The organism is Micromonospora sp. NBRC 110037 (assembly GCF_001652995.1).
Classification (GTDB): Bacteria; Actinomycetota; Actinomycetes; order Mycobacteriales; family Micromonosporaceae; genus Micromonospora; species Micromonospora chalcea.
Genome location: NZ_BBVA01000002.1, coordinates 248,198 through 265,393 on the forward strand (window position 1 = coordinate 248,198; position 17,196 = coordinate 265,393).

Below are 17,196 nucleotides of genomic sequence, written 5' to 3' on the forward strand. Positions count from 1 at the left end.
GATGCCCTCACTATTGGTCGCGGAGGATTCTCTCTGAACGAGTATCTTGATAGGCGAGATTATCCGGGGTGGTTCTATGCTGCAACCGGATCAGTTCGGGCAGGGGGTGTCGGCGAGCGGTGGCGCACAGGATGTACCGGCGACGGGACGACCCGCGCGGGCGGATGATCGCCGAGATCACCAACGACCTGCGGCGCTACTCCGTCGACGCCCAGCACATCGGGCACGCCTTCGCCGGGCTGCACGGGCTCAACGCCACCGACCTGCACGCGCTGATCGCGGTGATGGAGGCCGAGCTGGTCGGCGACCCGATCACCCCGGGCCGCCTCGGTGAGGCGCTCAACATCTCCTCCGGGTCGGTGACCGCGCTCGTCGACCGCCTGGAACGCGGCGGTCACATCCGCCGCGACCGGGACACCGCCGACCGCCGCAAGATCCTCCTGCACTACGCCGACCGTGGCGCCACGCTGGCGCAGAGCTTCTTCGGCCCGCTCGGGCGCCGCACCGACGAGGTGATGGACCGCTTCACCGACGACGAGCTGGCCGTGGTGCAGCGGTTCATGGCGGAGATGGTGCGCTCCATGCGTACCCACCGGGACGAGATCCGCGCCGCGCCCCGCCGCGGCGCCGCACCCGGCCCCGGCGAGGGCGACTGACCGTGCGGCTGGTCACCCGGGCCGCCGCCGTGGCGCTGCGACTACCGGCCGCCCGCACCGGGCGGGTCACCGTCACCCGGGACATCCCGATCCGGGTCCGCGACGGGGTGACGCTGCGTGCCGACCACTACGCACCCGACCTGCCCGGCGCGCACTGCGTGCTGATCCGCACCCCGTACGGGCGGGGCGGGCCGATCCGCCTGCTCGGCCGCCTGATCGCCGAGCGGGGCTTCCACGTGGTCATCCAGTCCTGCCGCGGCACGTACGGCTCGGGCGGCGAGTTCGCGCCGCTGGTGCACGAGCGCGACGACGGCCTCGACACGCTGGACTGGCTGCGCCGCCAGCGGTGGTGGACCGGCGCGTTCGGCATGTTCGGTGCCAGCTACCAGGGCTTCGTGCAGTGGGCGCTCGCCGCCGAGGCGGGCGACGAGCTGCGCGCGATGGTCGCCGTGGTGACCGCGTCGGGCACCCGCGACTCCACGTACGCGGGGGAGTCGTTCGCCCTGGACACGGTGCTCACCTGGGCCGAGCTGCTCCAGGCGCAGACGGTGCCCTGGCTGGCCCGGCAGTGGGAACTCAAGCGTGGTCAGCCCCGCCTCGTCCGTGCCCTGGCGCACCTGCCGCTGGCCGAGGCGGACCGGGTCGCCACCGGTGTCACGGTGCCGTTCTTCCAGGAGTGGCTGCGCCACCACACCCCCGACGCCGACTACTGGCGTACCCGGGTCTTCGGCGAACGGATCACCGAGGTGCGCGCCCCGGTCGCCATGGTCAGCGGCTGGCAGGACATCTTCCTGCCGGCCCAGCTCGACGACTACGCCCGCCTGCGGGCCGCCGGAGCGCGACCCCGCCTGGTCGTCGGCCCCTGGACCCATGGCAGCCCGGGGCTGCTCCTGGCGTCGCTGCGCGAAGGGCTGGACTGGCTCGACACGCACCTGGCCGGGCGACCCGCGCCGCAGCGCGCGCCGGTGCGGGTGCACGTCGGCGGCGCCGGCGGCGGCTGGCGTGACCTGCCGGACTGGCCGCCGCCCGCCACGCCCGTGCGGTGGCACCTGCGCTCGGGCGGCGGGCTCGCCCCGGAGCCGCCGGAGCCCGGCACCGCGCCCGACCGCTTCTGGTACGACCCGGCCGACCCGACCCCGTCGCTGGGCGGGCCGCTGCTCGTGGCCCAGCGGGCCGGCGCGGTCGACAACCGGCCGGTGGAGGCCCGGCCGGACGTGCTCACCTACACCGGTGGGCCGCTGCCGGAGCCGGTCGAGGTGGCCGGGCCGGTACGCGCCGAGATCCACGTGCGCAGCGAACTGTCGTACCTGGACGTGTTCGTGCGTCTGTGCGACGTGGACCGGCGCGGGCGTTCCTGGAACGTCTGCGACGGGCTGGTCCGGGTCGAGCCGGGCCGGTTCCCGCGTGATCCGTCCGGTGTGGTCGCCGTGCCGGTGACGCTCTGGCCGACCGCGTACCGCTTCGCGCCCGGGCACCGGCTGCGGGTCCAGGTCTCCGGTGGCGCCCACCCCCGGTACGCGCGCAATCCCGGCACCGGTGAGCCACTCGGCACTGCCGTGACTCTTCGTGCTGGTTGGCGAGAGATTCTCAGCGATCGTGAGCATCCCTCGGGGTTGGAGCTGCCGCTCACGCGGACACCGTCCACAGCGGGCTGATAGTCCAAAAAACCGTCCCTGAGCTGGGCACTTCTGCCTAACCGTGGTTAAGCTCGGAGCAAGTGCCCGGTGCCGTGCAGTTATCCGGCGGGGCGCGTCCGCGGATCGCACGCCATCACGCGGTGTGATTGTCGTGCCCTCGCCGGTCATCGATCGGAAGGGGATCTGCCATGACGTCGGCCCCGGCGAACCTGCTGGCCGTCCGGAACCTGTTGCTCACCTATCTCAACGTCGACAAGAAGGCCGTACGCGCCGACGACCTGGAGCCGGCGGAGGTCGGCATCGTCGGCGACCCCAACCACCGGGGCGGCTACCACTGCGGATCCGACCGGGTCGTGACGAACGACTACTCGGTGGTGGAGTCCACCCGGGACCGGTCCGGCCTGACCCTGTACGCGTCCGCGTTGGACGTCGGCACGTTCTCCGTCCGCTCCGGCGGCGGTACGCACAACCTGCGGACGTTCTCCACCTGGATGGTGGCGCAGTGCGTGGCGAACGCGGCCGACACCCGGGACATCCGGGAGATCATCTACTCCCCGGACGGGCGGACCGTGCGCCGCTGGGACCGGCTGGGACGGCGCACCAGCGGCGACAGCAGCCACCTGTACCACACGCATTTCAGCTTCTTCCGTGACTCGACAAAGGCGGGGCGTGACCTGACCCCGCTGTTCCGCCGCTATCTGACCGCGATCGGAATGATCGCCACCGCGAAACCGGAGGACGACATGGAACAGACCGACCGGCTCATCAAGGACACCGGCTCGAAGAACCGCACTGTGGGCGACGTCCTGGCCGACCTGCAGAACCTGCGCAACTGGCTGATCTCGCCGGCCAACACCACCGGGCTGGTCAACCCGCCCATGCCCAACTCGCCGTTGCAGCAGATGCTGGCGATGCTGCGCGCCTGGCCGGCGCTGGTCGCGCAGGTGAACGAGTTGTCCGGCCGGGACTTCACCGACGAGCAGCAGATCGTCTCCGGTGTGCTGGCCGGGTTGCCGCCGGAGAAGATCGCCGAGGCCATCCCGCCGCAGATCGCCCGGGACGTGGCCGACGAGTTGTCCCGGCGGTTGATCGCCTGACGGTCCGGCGCCGCGACCGCGGGGTCGCGGCGCCGTCGGCCGGCGCATTCCGCAAGAGCTGTTGCGCAACAGCTCTTGCGGATGTGAGACTCGGGCGCATGGAACAGCGGACCGTCCGGCAGATCACCGACTCGCGGGTGCTCGCCGCGCTCGCCCACCCACTGCGCCGCCGGCTCATGGACGTGCTCAAGGTGTACGGCCCGTGCACCGTCGGCATGCTCGCCGAGCGCACCGACCAGGCGCCGGCGAACGTGAGCCACCACCTCAAGGTGCTGGCCGCCGCCGACCTGCTGGTCGAGGCGCCCGAGCTGGCACGCGACCGCCGGGAACGCTGGTGGCGACTGCGCGATCGCGGGGTGCGCTGGTCCAACAGCGACTTCGGCGACGACCCGGCGGCCCGGGTGGTGGCCGACGCGGCCAGCTCGCTCAACCTGGAGCGGCACGCCGAGCTGGTCCGCGCCTGGCACGCCGCCCCCGACGAGGCGCACGCCGCGTGGCGAGAGGGGCCGTTCAGCACCGACAAGTGGCTGCACCTGACCCCGGACGAGCTGGCCGAGCTCAGCCGTGAGGTGATCGCGCTGTTCGCACGGTGGGCCGACCGGCCGGCGCCCGAGGACGGGCAGCGCCGCGAGCCGGTCTTCGTGTTCGCCCACGGCGTCCCGGGCCGGCCGTGACCGTCCACCGCGTTCCGGCGCCGTGCGGGAACGCCTTACCGGGACGCCCGTCGTGACCGCCCCCGCACGCATGTCGGGGCCGGCCGCCCCGACGCGCGGAGGGCTGTTCCGGCACCGCGACTTCCGGCTGCTCTGGACCGGCCACACGGTGAGCGCCGTCGGCAGCAACATGACCGCAGTGGCGCTGCCCCTGGTCGCGGTCGCGGTGCTCGACGCGAGCACGTTCCAGGTGGCGGTGCTCACCGCCGCGGCGTGGCTGCCCTGGCTGCTGGCCGGCCTGCCGGTCGGGGCGTGGGTCGACCGGGTCCGCCGTCGCCCGGTGATGATCGCCGCCGACCTCGCCGCCGCCGCGTTGTTCGCCAGCGTGCCGGTGGCCGCCCTGGCCGGGATGCTCACCGTCGGGCACCTGCTGGTCGTGGCGCTCGGCGCCGGCCTGGCCCGGGTCTTCTTCGAGACCGCCGACCAGGTCTACCTGCCCACGCTGCTGCGTCCCGAGCAGGTGCCCGAGGCGAACGCCCGGCTGCACGCCACCCAGACCGCGAGCTACCTCGTCGGCCCGGGACTGGCCGGTCTCGTCGCCCAGCTCGTCGGCGCGGTGACCGCGGTGGCGCTGGACGCGCTCACCTTCCTGCTGTCCGCGCTCTGCCTGCGCCGGATCAGCGCGGTCGAGGCCCGGCCGCACCGGGACGCCGGGACGACGTCGCTGCGCCGCGAGGTCGCCACCGGACTGCGGTTCGTCGTCCGCGACCCGTACCTGCGGGTGCTGACGGTCTTCGGGGCGGCGAGCAACATCGGGCTCACCGGCTACCAGGCGGTGCTCGTGGTGTTCCTGGTGCGCTCGGCCGAACTCCCGGCGGGCCTGGTCGGCCTCCTGATCGGACTCGCCAGCCTCGGCGGCGTGATCGGCGCCGCGCTCGCCGCGCGCCTGGCCCGCCGGATCGGCAGCGCCCGGACGTTGCTGGTCGCCGGCGCTCTCACCGGGCCGCCCGCGCTGCTCATCCCGCTCGCCGGTCCCGGCGCTCGCACGGCGTGGCTGGTGCTCGGCGGTGTGCTCGTGAGCCTGGGCGTCGCGGTCGGCAACGTGGTGAAGGGCAGCTTCCGGCAGACGTACACCCCGCACCGGCTGCTCGGCCGCGTGACGGTGAGCATGCATCTGCTCAACTACGGCACCATTCCGCTGGCCGCCCTGCTCGCCGGCGCGCTGGGCGCGGCCTGGGGGCCGGGTGGCGCGATCCGGGTGATGACCGCGTGGCTGGCGCTGACCCCGCTGATCCTGCTGGCCGGGCCGCTACGGAGACGGCGCGACCTGCCGGCCGCGCCGTCCTGATGATGCGCTGCGGCGGCGGTCGGAGCCCCGACCGCCGCCACCGGCACGTCACTACATCGGACGGACGTTGTCCGCCTGCGGGCCCTTCTGGCCCTGGGTCACCTCGAACTCGACCTTCTGACCCTCGTTCAGCTCGCGGTAGCCACTGCTCTGGATGGCCGAGTAGTGGACGAACACGTCCGGGCCTCCGCCGTCCTGCTCGATGAAGCCGAAGCCCTTTTCCGAGTTGAACCACTTGACCGTGCCGGTTGCCATGCGTCTCTCCCTGTTCAATGCGGGCGAGCGCCGGCCCCGCGGCCGGTGGTCGCCCTGTACCACCCCGACAGTAACCGTCCGGACCGCAATCCGCTGCCGGAAGCGCGCGGCGCGCCCGTGAATACGTGCCGCGCCGGGAAAATGACCCCGGCGCCGGGCGCGGCGCGGCATGCTTGCCCCGATGAGCACGCAGACGGCTCTGGCCGACCTGGAACAGGAGATCGCGGTGCCCGGCGCGGGCCCGGACCGCCTGCGACTGGTCGACACGCCGTTCGTGCCCGAGGTGCGCCTGCACCTGGCCGAGGACGCCATCCTGTGGTGGGCCCGGATGGAGGCCGCCGCCGGTCGGTCGCTGCCGCCGCCGTACTGGGCGTCGGTCTGGGCCGGCGGGCAGGCGCTGGCCCGGCACCTGCTCGACCACCCCGAACTGGCCGCCGGGCGGCGGGTGCTCGACCTGGCCGCCGGATCGGGGCTGGTCGCCATCGCCGCCGCGCTCGCCGGGGCGGACGAGGTGGTCGCCAACGACATCGACCCGTACGCGGTGGCGGCCGTCACTGTGAACGCCCGCGCCAACCGGGTCCGGGTGGCGGCCGACGGCGACGACCTGCTCGACGGCGTCGCGGGCGCCGACCTGCTGGTGGCCGGGGACGTGCTCTACGACGCCGGACTGGCCGCGCGGGTCCTGCCCTACCTGCGGCGCTGCGCCGACCACGGCGTCGAGGTGCTGGTCGGCGACCCGGACCGGGGCCACCTGCCGCCGGGCGGGCTGGAGCTGGTGGCCAGCTACCCGGTGCCGACCACCGAGCCCTCCGTCGACTCCCCGGTACGCCGGGTGCAGGTGCTGCGACCCCGATGACCCTCAGGGATCTCCGGGTCGGGTGTCGGGGGCCACTGGGGGATCATGCCCGATGTGCCGGGTGACCGGCGGGCCATAGCGTGCAGCTCATGAACGATCTCGTGGCCGCCGCCGGTGAGCTGCCCACCACCCTCCTGATGGGTCTGCTGGGCATCGTGATGCTCGCCGACGCCGTACCCTGATCGGGGTGCTGGTGCCCGGCGACGCGGCGGTCCTCGCGGCGGTCGGCGCCGGTCGCCCGGCCGGCGGGGCCCTGACCGTCGCCGCGGTGGTCACCGGCTGCCTGGCCGGCTGGTCGCTGAGCTTCTTCGCCGGACGGCGCTGGGGCGGGCAGTTGCGGGAGAGCCGGGTCGGCGGCTGGATCGGCGAGTCCCGGTGGACCGCCGCCGAGACGCTGCTGCACCGCGGTGGCGGACGGATCGTGCTGGTGGCGCCGTTCCTGCCGGTGTTCAACGCGCTGCTGCCGCTGGCCGCCGGCGGGCTGCGGATGTCGTACCGGCGGTTCCTGGCCTGCGCGGCGGCGGGGGCGACCGCCTGGGCCGGGCTCTACGTGGCGCTGGGCCTGACCGCGCGGGCGCTGACCGGGCTGCTGCCCGCGGCGCTCAACCCCACGGTGCTGACCATGGCGGTCGGGCTGCTGCTCGCCGGCCCGGTGCTGCTCGCCACCCGGCGCCGCCTGCGCGCGGTCACCGGCTGACCGCGCCCGGCCCGGCCGCCACGGGGGAGGCCGGACCGGGCGTGTTCACCAGCCGCGGGCGCGCCACTGCGGCAGCGCGGGCCGCTCGGCGCCGATGGTGCTGTCCTTGCCGTGGCCCGGGTAGAACCAGGTGTCGTCGGGCAGCCGGTCGAAGAGCTTGGCCTCGACGTCGTCGATGAGCTGCCCGAAGCGCTCCGGGTCCTGGTCGGTGTTGCCGACGCCGCCCGGGAAGAGAGAGTCGCCGGTGAACAGGTGCGGGGTGCCGGAGGGGTCGCGGTAGAGCAGCGCGATCGAGCCCGGCGTGTGCCCGCGCAGGTGGATGACCTCCAGCGCGCAGTCGCCGACCGGCACCGTGTCGCCCTCGCCGAGCCGCTCGGCGGAGATGGGCAGGCCCTCGGCGTCGTCGGCGTGCACGAGCGCGCGCGCCCCGGTCTTGGCCACCACCTCTTCCAGCGCGACCCAGTGGTCCATGTGCTGGTGCGTGGTCACCACGGCGGCCAGCCCGCCGTCGCCGGCCAGCTCCAGCAGGCGCGGCGCCTCGTTCGCGGCGTCGATCAGCACCTGCTCGCCGGTGGCGTTGCAGCGCAACAGGTAGGCGTTGTTGTCCATCGGGCCCACCGACAGCTTGGTGACGGTGAGCCGGTCGAGCTCGCGCACGGCCGGCGGCCCGCCGGGCGTGACGTCTCCGGTGTAGGTCATGACGATGTTCAGATCCATTCCGGTGGGTTGGGCAGAGGGCCGTCGGGGTCGACGGTGAGCAGCTCGCCCGCGCCCCGGCCGGTCAGCCAGGCGGCGAGTTCCGGCGCGGGGCCGGTGACCGTGGGCGCCCCCTCGGGGTCACCCACGACGAGTTCGGAGGCCGCGCCGTCGAAGCGCAGCACCATGGCCGGCGCGGCCGGATTGCCGGACAGCCCGGTCACCACCTCGTGCAGCAGCCGCTGGGCGAACGCCTCCGGCCAGTCCGCCGGAAGGTAACCGGCCGCCAGGTCGACGTGGTGGACCTCGACCTCGCGCAGCCGGCCCCAGACCAGCATCGCCGCCGGCCAGGGGCCGCGCCGGGTCTGCACGGTGGCGCCCCAGGCGTCCACGGGCATCGCCGCGACCGCCGCGTCGAAGCGCTGGCCGCTGCGGCGTACGTCGTCGAGCAGGTCGGCCGGACCCCGGTCGGCGCCGGCGTCGATGTCGGCGGCGCGGGCCTGCGCCGAGGCGTACATCGGGATGTCCTCGCCGGTGCGCGCGGAGGCGAGCAGGTTGACGAACCCGTCGGCGTTGCGGGCCAGGTGGGTGAGCACGTGCGCCCGGGACCAGCCCGGTAGCAGCGAGGGCGCCGCGACGTCCGCCGCGGTCAGGCCGGACACGGTACGCAGGAGACGGTCGTTCGCCTCGGCCAGCGGGCCGGTCAGCAGCAGGGGGTCGGTGGTCATCGCGTTCTCACGGTTCGACAGTAGCGGGCCCGGGCAGGGCGCGCCGCCGGGGAAATCGCTTTCGGCGCGTCGGCGCGGCACCTACCGTCGGGGCCGACGACCTGGGCCGCCCGGTCCGCGTCGTCGCCAACGCGGCACCGGGAGTCGGAGAGGAGGTGGTGTGCATGCCGGTCGCAGCGCGTGTGCTCCACCACGTATCCCTCGACACCGAAGAGGACACCATGACTCTCGACCTGACCGCCCTCGGCTGGGACGCCGGCTGGGCGGCCCACCTCGACCGGCGCGCCGGCCACCGTCCCGGGCGGGTCGCCCGGGTGGACCGGGGCGTCTGCACCGTGCTGAGCCCGCAGGGGCCGGTGCGGGCCAGCCTCGGCGGCGCCGTGCTCGCCGCCGCCGCCCGTGACCTGGCCGCGCTGCCCTGCGCGGGCGACTGGGTGCTGCTGTCCACCTGGCCGGACGGCCCGGTCACGGTGGAGGCGGTGCTGCCGCGGCGTACCGCGCTGGTGCGCCGTACCGCCGGCAAGGACGCCAGCGGCCAGGTGCTGGCCGCCAACCTCGACGCCGCCGCGGTGGTCGAGCCGGTGCACCCGGAACCGGACGCCGCGCGGATCGAACGGCTGCTCTCCCTGGCGCACGAATCCGGGGCGCAGCCGCTCGTCGTGCTCACCAAGGCCGACCTGGCCGCCGACCCGGAGGCGGTGGCCCGGCAGCTGGCCGACCTCGCGCCGGGCGTGCCGGTGCTGCCGGTCAGCGCCGAGCGGGGCGCCGGCCTGGCGCCGCTGCGCCGGTTCGTCGGCCCCGGGCGCACGCTCGGCCTGCTCGGCCCCTCCGGCGCCGGCAAGTCGAGCCTGGTCAACGCGCTGGCCGGGGCGGACGTGATGCGCACCCAGGCGATCCGCCGCGTCGACGGCAAGGGCCGGCACACCACCACCTGGCGGTCGCTGGTGCCCCTGCCGGGTGGGGGAGCGGTGCTGGACACCCCCGGCGTACGGGCGGTCGGCCTGCTCGACGGCGCGGCCGGCCTGGACCGTGCCTTCGCCGACATCGCCGAGCTGGCCGCCGGCTGCCGGTACGGCGACTGCGCCCACGACGCCGAGCCGGGCTGCGCGGTGCGCGACGCGCTGGAGGACGGCGCGCTGCCGGCGCGCCGCTGGGAGAGCTGGCGCCGGTTGCAGCGGGAGATCGAGTACGAGGGCGGCCGGCGCGCGGCCCGGCTGGCGGCCGAACGGCGGGGCGGCTGGCGTGGCGGACGGCGACGTACCGGGCGTCCGGCGCCGCCCCCGGCACCCGGGGCATTCTGAACCTGCGCGAGCCGGTCGGGTGGGCGTGAGTGGTTCCCGCCCGACCGGCCTGAGCTGGGGGAATGTTCGCGAGACGGAAGTTGTCATACGTCGGGGCTAGAGTTGCCGAGGCGTCTTCTCTGCGCCCCGACAACCTGTGAAAACCACCCAGACCCGGCGTCTGGTGCACAGATCCGCCTCATATTCTTCTTCCGGGAGCACACGCACCGTGGCCGACCGACTGATCATCCGTGGCGCGCGCGAGCACAACCTGCGTGACGTCAGTCTCGACCTGCCCCGGGACGCCCTGATCGTCTTCACCGGGCTGTCCGGTTCGGGCAAGTCGAGCCTGGCGTTCGACACCATCTTCGCCGAGGGGCAGCGCCGCTACGTCGAGTCGCTGTCGTCGTACGCCCGGCAGTTCCTCGGGCAGATGGACAAGCCCGACGTCGACTTCATCGAGGGCCTCAGCCCCGCCGTCTCCATCGACCAGAAGTCCACCTCGCGCAACCCCCGCTCCACCGTCGGCACCATCACCGAGGTCTACGACTACCTCCGCCTGCTGTTCGCCCGCATCGGCGAGCCGCACTGCCCGATCTGCGGCGAGCGGATCTCCAAGCAGAGCCCGCAGCAGATCGTCGACCGGGTCCTGGCCATGGCCGAGGGCACCCGGTTCATGGTGCTCGCGCCGGTGGTGCGCGGCCGCAAGGGCGAGTACGTCGACCTGTTCGCCGAGCTGCAGGCCAAGGGCTACGCCCGGGCCCGGGTCGACGGCGTGGTGCACCCGCTGACCGAGCCGCCGAAGCTCAAGAAGCAGGAGAAGCACACCATCGAGGTGGTGATCGACCGGCTCAGCGTCAAGCCGAGCGCCAAGCAGCGGCTGACCGACTCGGTCGAGGCCGCGCTCGGTCTCTCCGGCGGCCTGGTGCTGCTCGACTTCGTCGACCTGCCGGAGGACGACCCGGCCCGGGAGCGCCGCTACTCCGAGCACCTGGCCTGCCCGAACGACCACCCCCTCGCGATCGAGGACCTGGAACCCCGGGTCTTCTCCTTCAACGCGCCCTACGGCGCCTGCCCCGAGTGCACCGGCCTGGGCACGAAGAAGGAGGTCGACCCCGAGCTGGTCATCCCCGACCCGGAGCGCACGCTGCGCGAGGGCGCGATCCAGCCGTGGGCCACCGGGCACAACCTCGAATACTTCCTGCGGCTGCTGGAGGCGCTGGGCGAGGCCGAGCACTTCGACATCGACACGCCGTGGCGGAAGCTGCCGTCGCGGGCGCAGAAGACGATCCTGCACGGCTCCGACGACCAGGTGCACGTGCGCTACCGCAACAAGTACGGCCGCGAGCGCTCCTACTACACCGGCTTCGAGGGCGTGGTGCAGTGGATCGAGCGCCGGCACACCGACACCGAGTCGGAGTGGTCCCGGGAGAAGTACGAGGGCTACATGCGGGACGTGCCCTGCGCGGCCTGCGGCGGCGCGCGGCTCAAGCCCGAGGTGCTCGCGGTCACCCTGGCCGGCAAGAGCATCGCCGAGGTCTGCAACCTGTCCGTGGGTGAGGCCGCCGACCTGCTGGCCGGCATCGAGCTGACCGACCGGCAGAAGATGATCGCCGAGCGGGTGCTCAAGGAGATCAACGCCCGGCTGAAGTTCCTGCTCGACGTCGGGCTGGACTACCTCTCCCTGGACCGGCCCGCCGGCACGCTCTCCGGTGGCGAGGCGCAGCGCATCCGGCTCGCCACCCAGATCGGCTCCGGCCTGGTCGGCGTGCTCTACGTGCTCGACGAGCCGTCGATCGGCCTGCATCAGCGCGACAACCACCGGCTCATCGAGACGCTGCTGCGGCTGCGCGGCCTGGGCAACACGCTGATCGTGGTCGAGCACGACGAGGACACCATCCGGGTGGCCGACTGGATCGTCGACATCGGCCCGGGCGCGGGCGAGCACGGCGGCAAGATCGTGCACAGCGGGTCGGTGCCGGCGCTGCTGGACAACACCGAGTCGGTCACCGGGGCGTACCTTTCGGGGCGCAAGTCCATCCCGACGCCTGCCGGCCGCCGGCCGCAGACGCCGGGCCGCGAGCTGGTGGTGCACGGCGCGCGCGAGCACAATCTGCGCAACCTCACCGTGAGCTTCCCGCTCGGCCAGCTCATCGCGGTCACCGGAGTCAGCGGCTCGGGCAAGTCGACGTTGGTCAACGACATCCTCTACACGGTGCTGGCCAACCAGATCAACGGCGCCCGGCTGGTGCCCGGCCGGCACACCCGCATCACCGGCCTGGAGCACGTGGACAAGGTCGTCGGCGTGGACCAGTCGCCGATCGGGCGTACCCCGCGCTCCAACCCGGCCACCTACACCGGCGTCTGGGACCACATCCGCAAGCTCTTCGCCGAGACCACCGAGGCCAAGGTCCGGGGGTACGGCCCGGGCCGGTTCTCGTTCAACGTCAAGGGCGGGCGCTGCGAGGCGTGCTCCGGCGACGGCACCATCAAGATCGAGATGAACTTCCTGCCGGACGTCTACGTCCCCTGCGAGGTGTGCAAGGGCGCGCGCTACAACCGCGAGACGCTCGAGGTGCACTACAAGGGCAAGACTGTCGCCGAGGTGCTGGACATGCCGATCGAGGAGGCGGCCGAGTTCTTCTCCGCCATCCCGGCCATCCACCGGCACCTCCGGACGCTGGTCGACGTCGGCCTCGGCTACGTGCGCCTCGGCCAGCCCGCGCCGACGCTGTCCGGCGGTGAGGCGCAGCGCGTCAAGCTCGCCTCCGAGCTGCAGAAGCGCTCCACCGGCCGCACCGTCTACGTGCTCGACGAGCCGACCACCGGCCTGCACTTCGAGGACATCCGCAAGCTGCTGATGGTGCTGGAGGGGCTGGTCGACAAGGGCAACACCGTCATCACCATCGAGCACAACCTCGACGTGATCAAGACGGCCGACTGGCTCATCGACATGGGCCCCGAGGGTGGCCACCGGGGCGGCACGGTGCTGGCCACCGGCACGCCGGAGGAGGTCGCCGAGGTGCCGGAGAGCCACACCGGGCAGTTCCTGCGGCCGATCCTCAAGCTCGACGGCAAGGCCAAGGGCGCCAAGGCGGCCACCAGCCGGGCGGCCAAGGCCAACGGCAACGGCGGCGCCAAGCCGCGGGCCCGCAAGGTGCCGGCCGCGGCGCGCTGACCGACGTCCTCCATGCGATGCCCGGTACGTTGACGCGCCAGTATGAACCGTGCCCCACGCTGGTGCGTGTTTCCGCAGTAAGCCGAGAGAAAGGCCGGATATGAGTGATGATCAGGCGTTGACCCGACCGGTCACCCAGAGCCGCCGTGCCCTGCTCGCCGGAGCCGGGGCGGTCGGCGCGGCAGTGGTGCTCGCGGGCTGCGGCAGCGACGACGAGGCCTCGCCCGGGCTCGCCCCGACCAGCGGCGGCCCGCCCGGCGCCACCGCCACCGGGGACGCCGGCGGCGGCGACCGGGCCGGCAGCAACTCCGTGGCCCGCACCTCGGACATCCCGGTCGGCGGCGGCGCGGTCTTCGCCAGCCAGGGCGTGGTCATCACCCAGCCCGAGGCCGGCCAGTTCAAGGCGTTCGACCCGATCTGCACGCACCAGCGCTGCCCGGTGTCGAACGTCGACGGCGGCACGATCAACTGCACCTGCCACAACAGCCGCTTCTCCATCGTCGACGGCTCGGTGAAGGGCGGCCCGGCCACCAAGCCGCTCGCCGCGAAGGACATCACCGTCGACGGCGACCAGATCCGCCTGGCCTGACCACCCGCCGCGCCCCCGGTCACCCGGGGGCGCGGCGGCGGCCGGGTGTCAGGGGTGCGGACTAGGCTTGACAGCGTGGCTGACCCCTCGACGTACCGTCCCGCGCCCGGCACCATCCCGGAATCGCCAGGGGTCTACCGCTTCCGCGACGGCACCGGGCGGGTGATCTACGTCGGCAAGGCGCGCAACCTGCGCAGCCGGCTCAACTCCTACTTCGCCGACCCGGTCGGCCTGCACCAGCGCACCCGGCAGATGGTCTTCACCGCCGAGTCGGTCGACTGGATCACCGTCGCCACCGAGGTCGAGGCGCTCCAGCAGGAATACACCTGGATCAAGCAGTACGACCCGAGGTTCAACGTCCGCTACCGCGACGACAAGTCGTACCCCTATCTCGCGGTCACACTCGACGAGGAATACCCCCGGTTGCAGGTGATGCGGGGCGTCAAGCGCAAGGGCGTGCGCTACTTCGGGCCGTACTCGCACGCCTGGGCGATCCGCGAGACGCTCGACCTGCTGCTGCGCGTCTTCCCGGCGCGGACCTGCTCGTCCGGGGTGTTCAAGCGGGCCGGGCAGGTCGGCCGGCCCTGCCTGCTCGGTTACATCGGCAAGTGCTCCGCGCCGTGCGTCGGCAGCGTCACCGCCGACCAGCACCGGGAGATCGTCGACGGTTTCTGCGACTTCATGGCGGGCCGCACCGACACCATGGTCCGCCGGCTGGAGAAGGAGATGCTCGACGCCAGCGAGCAACTGGAGTTCGAGCGGGCCGCCCGCCTGCGCGACGACGTCGCGGCGCTGCGCCGGGCCATGGAGAAGCAGACCGTGGTGCTCGGCGACGGCACCGACGCCGACGTGGTCGCCTTCGCCGACGACCCGCTCGAAGCCGCCGTGCAGGTGTTCCACGTCCGCGGCGGCCGGGTGCGCGGCCAGCGCGGCTGGGTGGTGGAGAAGACCGAGGAGCTGAGCACCGGCGACCTCGTGCACCACTTCTGCACCCAGGTGTACGGCGGCGAGCAGGGCGAGGCCGACGTGCCCCGCGAGCTGCTCGTGCCCGAGCTACCAGGCGACGCCGACGCGCTCGCCGACTGGCTCTCCACCCGCCGGGGCAGCCGGGTGTCGCTGCGGGTGCCGCAGCGCGGCGACAAGCGGTCGCTGCTGGAGACCGTCGAGCGCAACGCCAAGGACGCGCTGGCCCGGCACAAGCTCAAGCGGGCCGGCGACCTGACCACCCGCAGCCAGGCGCTCGACGAGATCGCCGACGCGCTCGGCATGAACACCTCGCCGCTGCGCATCGAGTGCTACGACGTCTCCCAGATCCAGGGCACCGACGTGGTCGCCAGCATGGTCGTGTTCGAGGACGGGCTGCCCCGCAAGAGCGAGTACCGCCGCTTCATCGTGCGCGGCGCCACCGACGACCTGTCGGCCATGTCCGAGGTGCTGCGGCGGCGCTTCGCCCGCTACCTCGACGCCCGCGCCGAGACCGGGGAGCTGGGCGAGGAGACCGCCTCCGACCCGGACCGCCCCGGCATCGACCCGACCACCGGGCGGCCGCGCAAGTTCGCGTACCCGCCGCAGCTCGTGGTGGTCGACGGTGGCCCGCCGCAGGTGGCCGCCGCCGCGAAGGCGCTCGCCGAGCTGGGCATCGACGACGTGGCGCTGTGCGGGCTGGCGAAGCGGCTGGAGGAGGTGTGGCTGCCCGACGACGAGTTCCCGGTGATCCTGCCCCGCACCTCCGAGGCGCTCTACCTGCTGCAACGGGTCCGCGACGAGGCGCACCGCTTCGCCATCACGTTCCACCGGCAGCGGCGCTCCAAGCGGATGACCGAATCGGCGCTGGACAACGTCCCCGGCCTCGGCGAGGTACGCCGCAAGGCGCTGCTGCGGCACTTCGGCTCGCTGAAGCGGCTGTCGTCGGCCACCGTGGAGGAGATCACCGAGGTGCCCGGGGTGGGCAGGCGTACGGCCGAGGCGATCCTGGCCGCGCTGGACGGCTCCACCGACGCCACCACGGCCGCCCCCCGTTCCTGACCCTTCGCCTGCTCGCGCCTGCTCGCGCCTGCCGTCGTGGCCCCCGGCCGCTGTCCAGCGTGCGTCAACCAACGCCCGCTGTCCGGCCCGCCGGCCCGCCACCGCCGTCGCGTGCCGTGGGTGGAACGCCGTGGGTGTCTCGGGCTGCTTTTGACACCCATGCCGCTCCAGTCGCCGTCGCCAGGTGCCTCGGGTGGAACGCCATGGGTGTCTCCGCCCGCCTTTGACACATACGCCGTTCCAGCCATGGCTGTTCCCGGTGGGCGGAACCGTCCACCTTGCAGTTCGTGCCTAACGTATGACCGCTTTGTGAGGCTTGTCCGGGGGGCCGACTGCAAGGTCTGCCGTGCGCGTGCACCGCGAAGGCGCCGCCCAGTGCGCCCTGGGGCCGGTGTCCGGTTTGCCGGGGTGGCGCGTTGTGGTCGGCGCCATGCCCACGGCGGAATCCGGGGTGGGGTGCAGGCGTTGTACATGGCTGACCGCTCAGGCACCAGGGCCGAGCGCTCAACCCGGTCCGCCCGGCGCCACGGGTCAGGTCACGGGAATCGCCCCGGCCCGGCCGTCGTTACATCCCCCGACGACGAGCACCCCCGCCGGCGGGAATGACCCGGGCCCGGTGGTCGTTACATCCCCGAGCCGCGGAGCAGCCCCCTCTCGGGTCGCCCGCGTGCCAGCCCGCTCGACGGGCGCCCCCCAAGACTTTTCCCCTTCGCGGCACCCCCGCCGCGTATCCCCCATTTCAGGGAGGCAACCATCATGGCTACCACTCTGCTGCGCAAGACCGTTCTGACCGCTGCTGGTGTCGTCGCCACCGCCGGTGGCATCGCCGGCCCTGCCATCGCCGCCCACGCCGCCCCGGCCGAGAAGGCCGCCATCGTCGCCGACCGCAAGAGCGGTCATGGTGAGCGTGAGCTGGACGTGCGCTACGAGGCGCAGCCCAACTTCTACTTCTGCGGCCCCGCCGCCGCCCGCAACGCGCTGAGCGTGCAGGGCAAGAACATCGACGTGCACGCCATGGCCCGCGAGATGGGCACCACCGAGGCCGGCACCAACTCCATCAACGACATCACCCCGGTGCTGAACAAGGAGACCGGCGCCAAGGACGCCTACAAGTCGGTCGAGATCAGCACCCCCAAGGCCGACGACAAGCAGACCGACAAGCTGCGCGCCGACGTGGTGAAGACCGTCGACGCCGGCCGGGCCGTGGTCGCCAACATCGCCGGCACCGCCACCGACACCGACGGCACCACCCACTCCTTCGAAGGCGGCCACTACATCAGCGTCATCGGCTACCGCGACGACGGCAAGACCGTCACCATCGCCGACAGCGCCGACCCGAACACCGCCACCTACCGGATGAGCATCGACAACCTCGCCGACTGGATCGCCACCCGCGGCTACAGCACCAGCTAAGACCAACACCGCCGCACCCATGGCTGCAGAGCAAGAACGGCAGCACGCACACCGGAAGGGCCCGACCCCCACCACAGGGGGGCGGGCC

The 17,196-nt window shown here is 73.1% G+C and carries 14 protein-coding genes and 1 pseudogene; 12 read left to right on the forward strand and 3 right to left on the reverse strand.

Annotated elements, in window-relative coordinates; genetic code table 11:
• Nucleotides 1–131 precede the first annotated feature (131 nt).
• From A4R25_RS01155 to A4R25_RS01175, 5 genes are all read left to right on the forward strand, one after another.
• Nucleotides 132–656, forward strand: coding sequence for a MarR family winged helix-turn-helix transcriptional regulator (locus A4R25_RS01155; protein WP_064445294.1), 525 nt, complete (start codon nucleotides 132–134; stop codon nucleotides 654–656).
• A gap of 2 nt (nucleotides 657–658) precedes the next feature.
• Nucleotides 659–2,311 (forward strand): CocE/NonD family hydrolase, encoded by a 1,653-nt coding sequence (locus A4R25_RS01160; RefSeq protein ID WP_064445295.1) that lies wholly within the window; start codon nucleotides 659–661, stop codon nucleotides 2,309–2,311.
• 170 nt (nucleotides 2,312–2,481) lie between these two features.
• Entirely contained in the window at nucleotides 2,482–3,390 is a 909-nt protein-coding gene (locus tag A4R25_RS01165; protein WP_043329608.1) for a hypothetical protein, read from the forward strand.
• Between the two features lie 98 nt (nucleotides 3,391–3,488).
• A complete protein-coding gene (locus A4R25_RS01170; protein ID WP_064445296.1) occupies nucleotides 3,489–4,064 on the forward strand; it encodes a helix-turn-helix transcriptional regulator in 576 nt (191 codons plus the stop codon).
• A gap of 52 nt (nucleotides 4,065–4,116) precedes the next feature.
• Nucleotides 4,117–5,391, forward strand: coding sequence for an MFS transporter (locus A4R25_RS01175; RefSeq protein WP_064445297.1), 1,275 nt, complete (start codon nucleotides 4,117–4,119; stop codon nucleotides 5,389–5,391).
• Between the two features lie 51 nt (nucleotides 5,392–5,442).
• On the opposite strand, the gene A4R25_RS01180 is transcribed toward A4R25_RS01175, so the two are convergent.
• Complete coding sequence (locus A4R25_RS01180) at nucleotides 5,443–5,646, reverse strand: cold-shock protein (protein WP_013287480.1); 204 nt, start codon at nucleotides 5,644–5,646, stop codon at nucleotides 5,443–5,445.
• Nucleotides 5,647–5,827: 181 nt separating this feature from the next.
• Between A4R25_RS01180 and A4R25_RS01185 the strand changes: the two genes are divergently transcribed.
• Both A4R25_RS01185 and A4R25_RS01190 read left to right on the forward strand, forming a co-directional pair.
• Entirely contained in the window at nucleotides 5,828–6,502 is a 675-nt protein-coding gene (locus A4R25_RS01185; protein WP_043331125.1) for a methyltransferase, read from the forward strand.
• An 89-nt stretch (nucleotides 6,503–6,591) separates the two neighbouring features.
• Nucleotides 6,592–7,199, forward strand: a pseudogene (locus tag A4R25_RS01190) (DedA family protein).
• Nucleotides 7,200–7,244: 45 nt separating this feature from the next.
• Here the strand turns inward: A4R25_RS01190 and A4R25_RS01195 are convergent.
• Both A4R25_RS01195 and A4R25_RS01200 read right to left on the reverse strand, forming a co-directional pair.
• On the reverse strand, nucleotides 7,245–7,898 hold the full coding sequence (locus A4R25_RS01195) for an MBL fold metallo-hydrolase (protein WP_043331130.1): 654 nt from the start codon (nucleotides 7,896–7,898) through the stop codon (nucleotides 7,245–7,247).
• Nucleotides 7,899–7,906: 8 nt separating this feature from the next.
• Nucleotides 7,907–8,623 (reverse strand): maleylpyruvate isomerase family mycothiol-dependent enzyme, encoded by a 717-nt coding sequence (locus A4R25_RS01200; RefSeq protein WP_064445298.1) that lies wholly within the window; start codon nucleotides 8,621–8,623, stop codon nucleotides 7,907–7,909.
• 221 nt (nucleotides 8,624–8,844) lie between these two features.
• Between A4R25_RS01200 and rsgA the strand changes: the two genes are divergently transcribed.
• The 5 genes from rsgA (at nucleotide 8,845) to A4R25_RS01225 (ending at nucleotide 17,108) form a co-directional block, all read left to right on the forward strand.
• On the forward strand, nucleotides 8,845–9,924 hold the full coding sequence (gene rsgA / locus A4R25_RS01205) for a ribosome small subunit-dependent GTPase A (RefSeq protein WP_064446421.1): 1,080 nt from the start codon (nucleotides 8,845–8,847) through the stop codon (nucleotides 9,922–9,924).
• A gap of 208 nt (nucleotides 9,925–10,132) precedes the next feature.
• Nucleotides 10,133–13,081 (forward strand): excinuclease ABC subunit UvrA, encoded by a 2,949-nt coding sequence (uvrA, locus tag A4R25_RS01210; RefSeq protein WP_043329614.1) that lies wholly within the window; start codon nucleotides 10,133–10,135, stop codon nucleotides 13,079–13,081.
• Nucleotides 13,082–13,181: 100 nt separating this feature from the next.
• Entirely contained in the window at nucleotides 13,182–13,670 is a 489-nt protein-coding gene (locus tag A4R25_RS01215; RefSeq protein ID WP_064445299.1) for a Rieske (2Fe-2S) protein, read from the forward strand.
• A 75-nt stretch (nucleotides 13,671–13,745) separates the two neighbouring features.
• On the forward strand, nucleotides 13,746–15,695 hold the full coding sequence (gene uvrC / locus A4R25_RS01220; protein ID WP_043329617.1) for an excinuclease ABC subunit UvrC: 1,950 nt from the start codon (nucleotides 13,746–13,748) through the stop codon (nucleotides 15,693–15,695).
• A gap of 756 nt (nucleotides 15,696–16,451) precedes the next feature.
• Entirely contained in the window at nucleotides 16,452–17,108 is a 657-nt protein-coding gene (locus A4R25_RS01225) for a C39 family peptidase (protein WP_043329619.1), read from the forward strand.
• The last annotated feature ends 88 nt before the right edge of the window (nucleotides 17,109–17,196 follow it).

Bases quoted from the DNA above. Each gene is read 5' to 3' on its own strand.
- A4R25_RS01155 (WP_064445294.1), top strand. From the start codon at position 132: ATGTACCGGCGACGGGACGACCCGCGCGGGCGGATGATCGCCGAGATC.
- A4R25_RS01165 (WP_043329608.1), top strand. From the start codon at position 2,482: ATGACGTCGGCCCCGGCGAACCTGCTGGCCGTCCGGAACCTGTTGCTC.
- A4R25_RS01170 (WP_064445296.1), top strand. From the start codon at position 3,489: ATGGAACAGCGGACCGTCCGGCAGATCACCGACTCGCGGGTGCTCGCC.
- A4R25_RS01180 (WP_013287480.1), bottom strand. From the start codon at position 5,646: ATGGCAACCGGCACGGTCAAGTGGTTCAACTCGGAAAAGGGCTTCGGC.
- A4R25_RS01185 (WP_043331125.1), top strand. From the start codon at position 5,828: ATGAGCACGCAGACGGCTCTGGCCGACCTGGAACAGGAGATCGCGGTG.
- A4R25_RS01195 (WP_043331130.1), bottom strand. From the start codon at position 7,898: ATGACCTACACCGGAGACGTCACGCCCGGCGGGCCGCCGGCCGTGCGC.
- A4R25_RS01200 (WP_064445298.1), bottom strand. From the start codon at position 8,623: ATGACCACCGACCCCCTGCTGCTGACCGGCCCGCTGGCCGAGGCGAAC.
- rsgA (WP_064446421.1), top strand. From the start codon at position 8,845: ATGACTCTCGACCTGACCGCCCTCGGCTGGGACGCCGGCTGGGCGGCC.
- A4R25_RS01215 (WP_064445299.1), top strand. From the start codon at position 13,182: ATGAGTGATGATCAGGCGTTGACCCGACCGGTCACCCAGAGCCGCCGT.
- A4R25_RS01225 (WP_043329619.1), top strand. From the start codon at position 16,452: ATGGCTACCACTCTGCTGCGCAAGACCGTTCTGACCGCTGCTGGTGTC.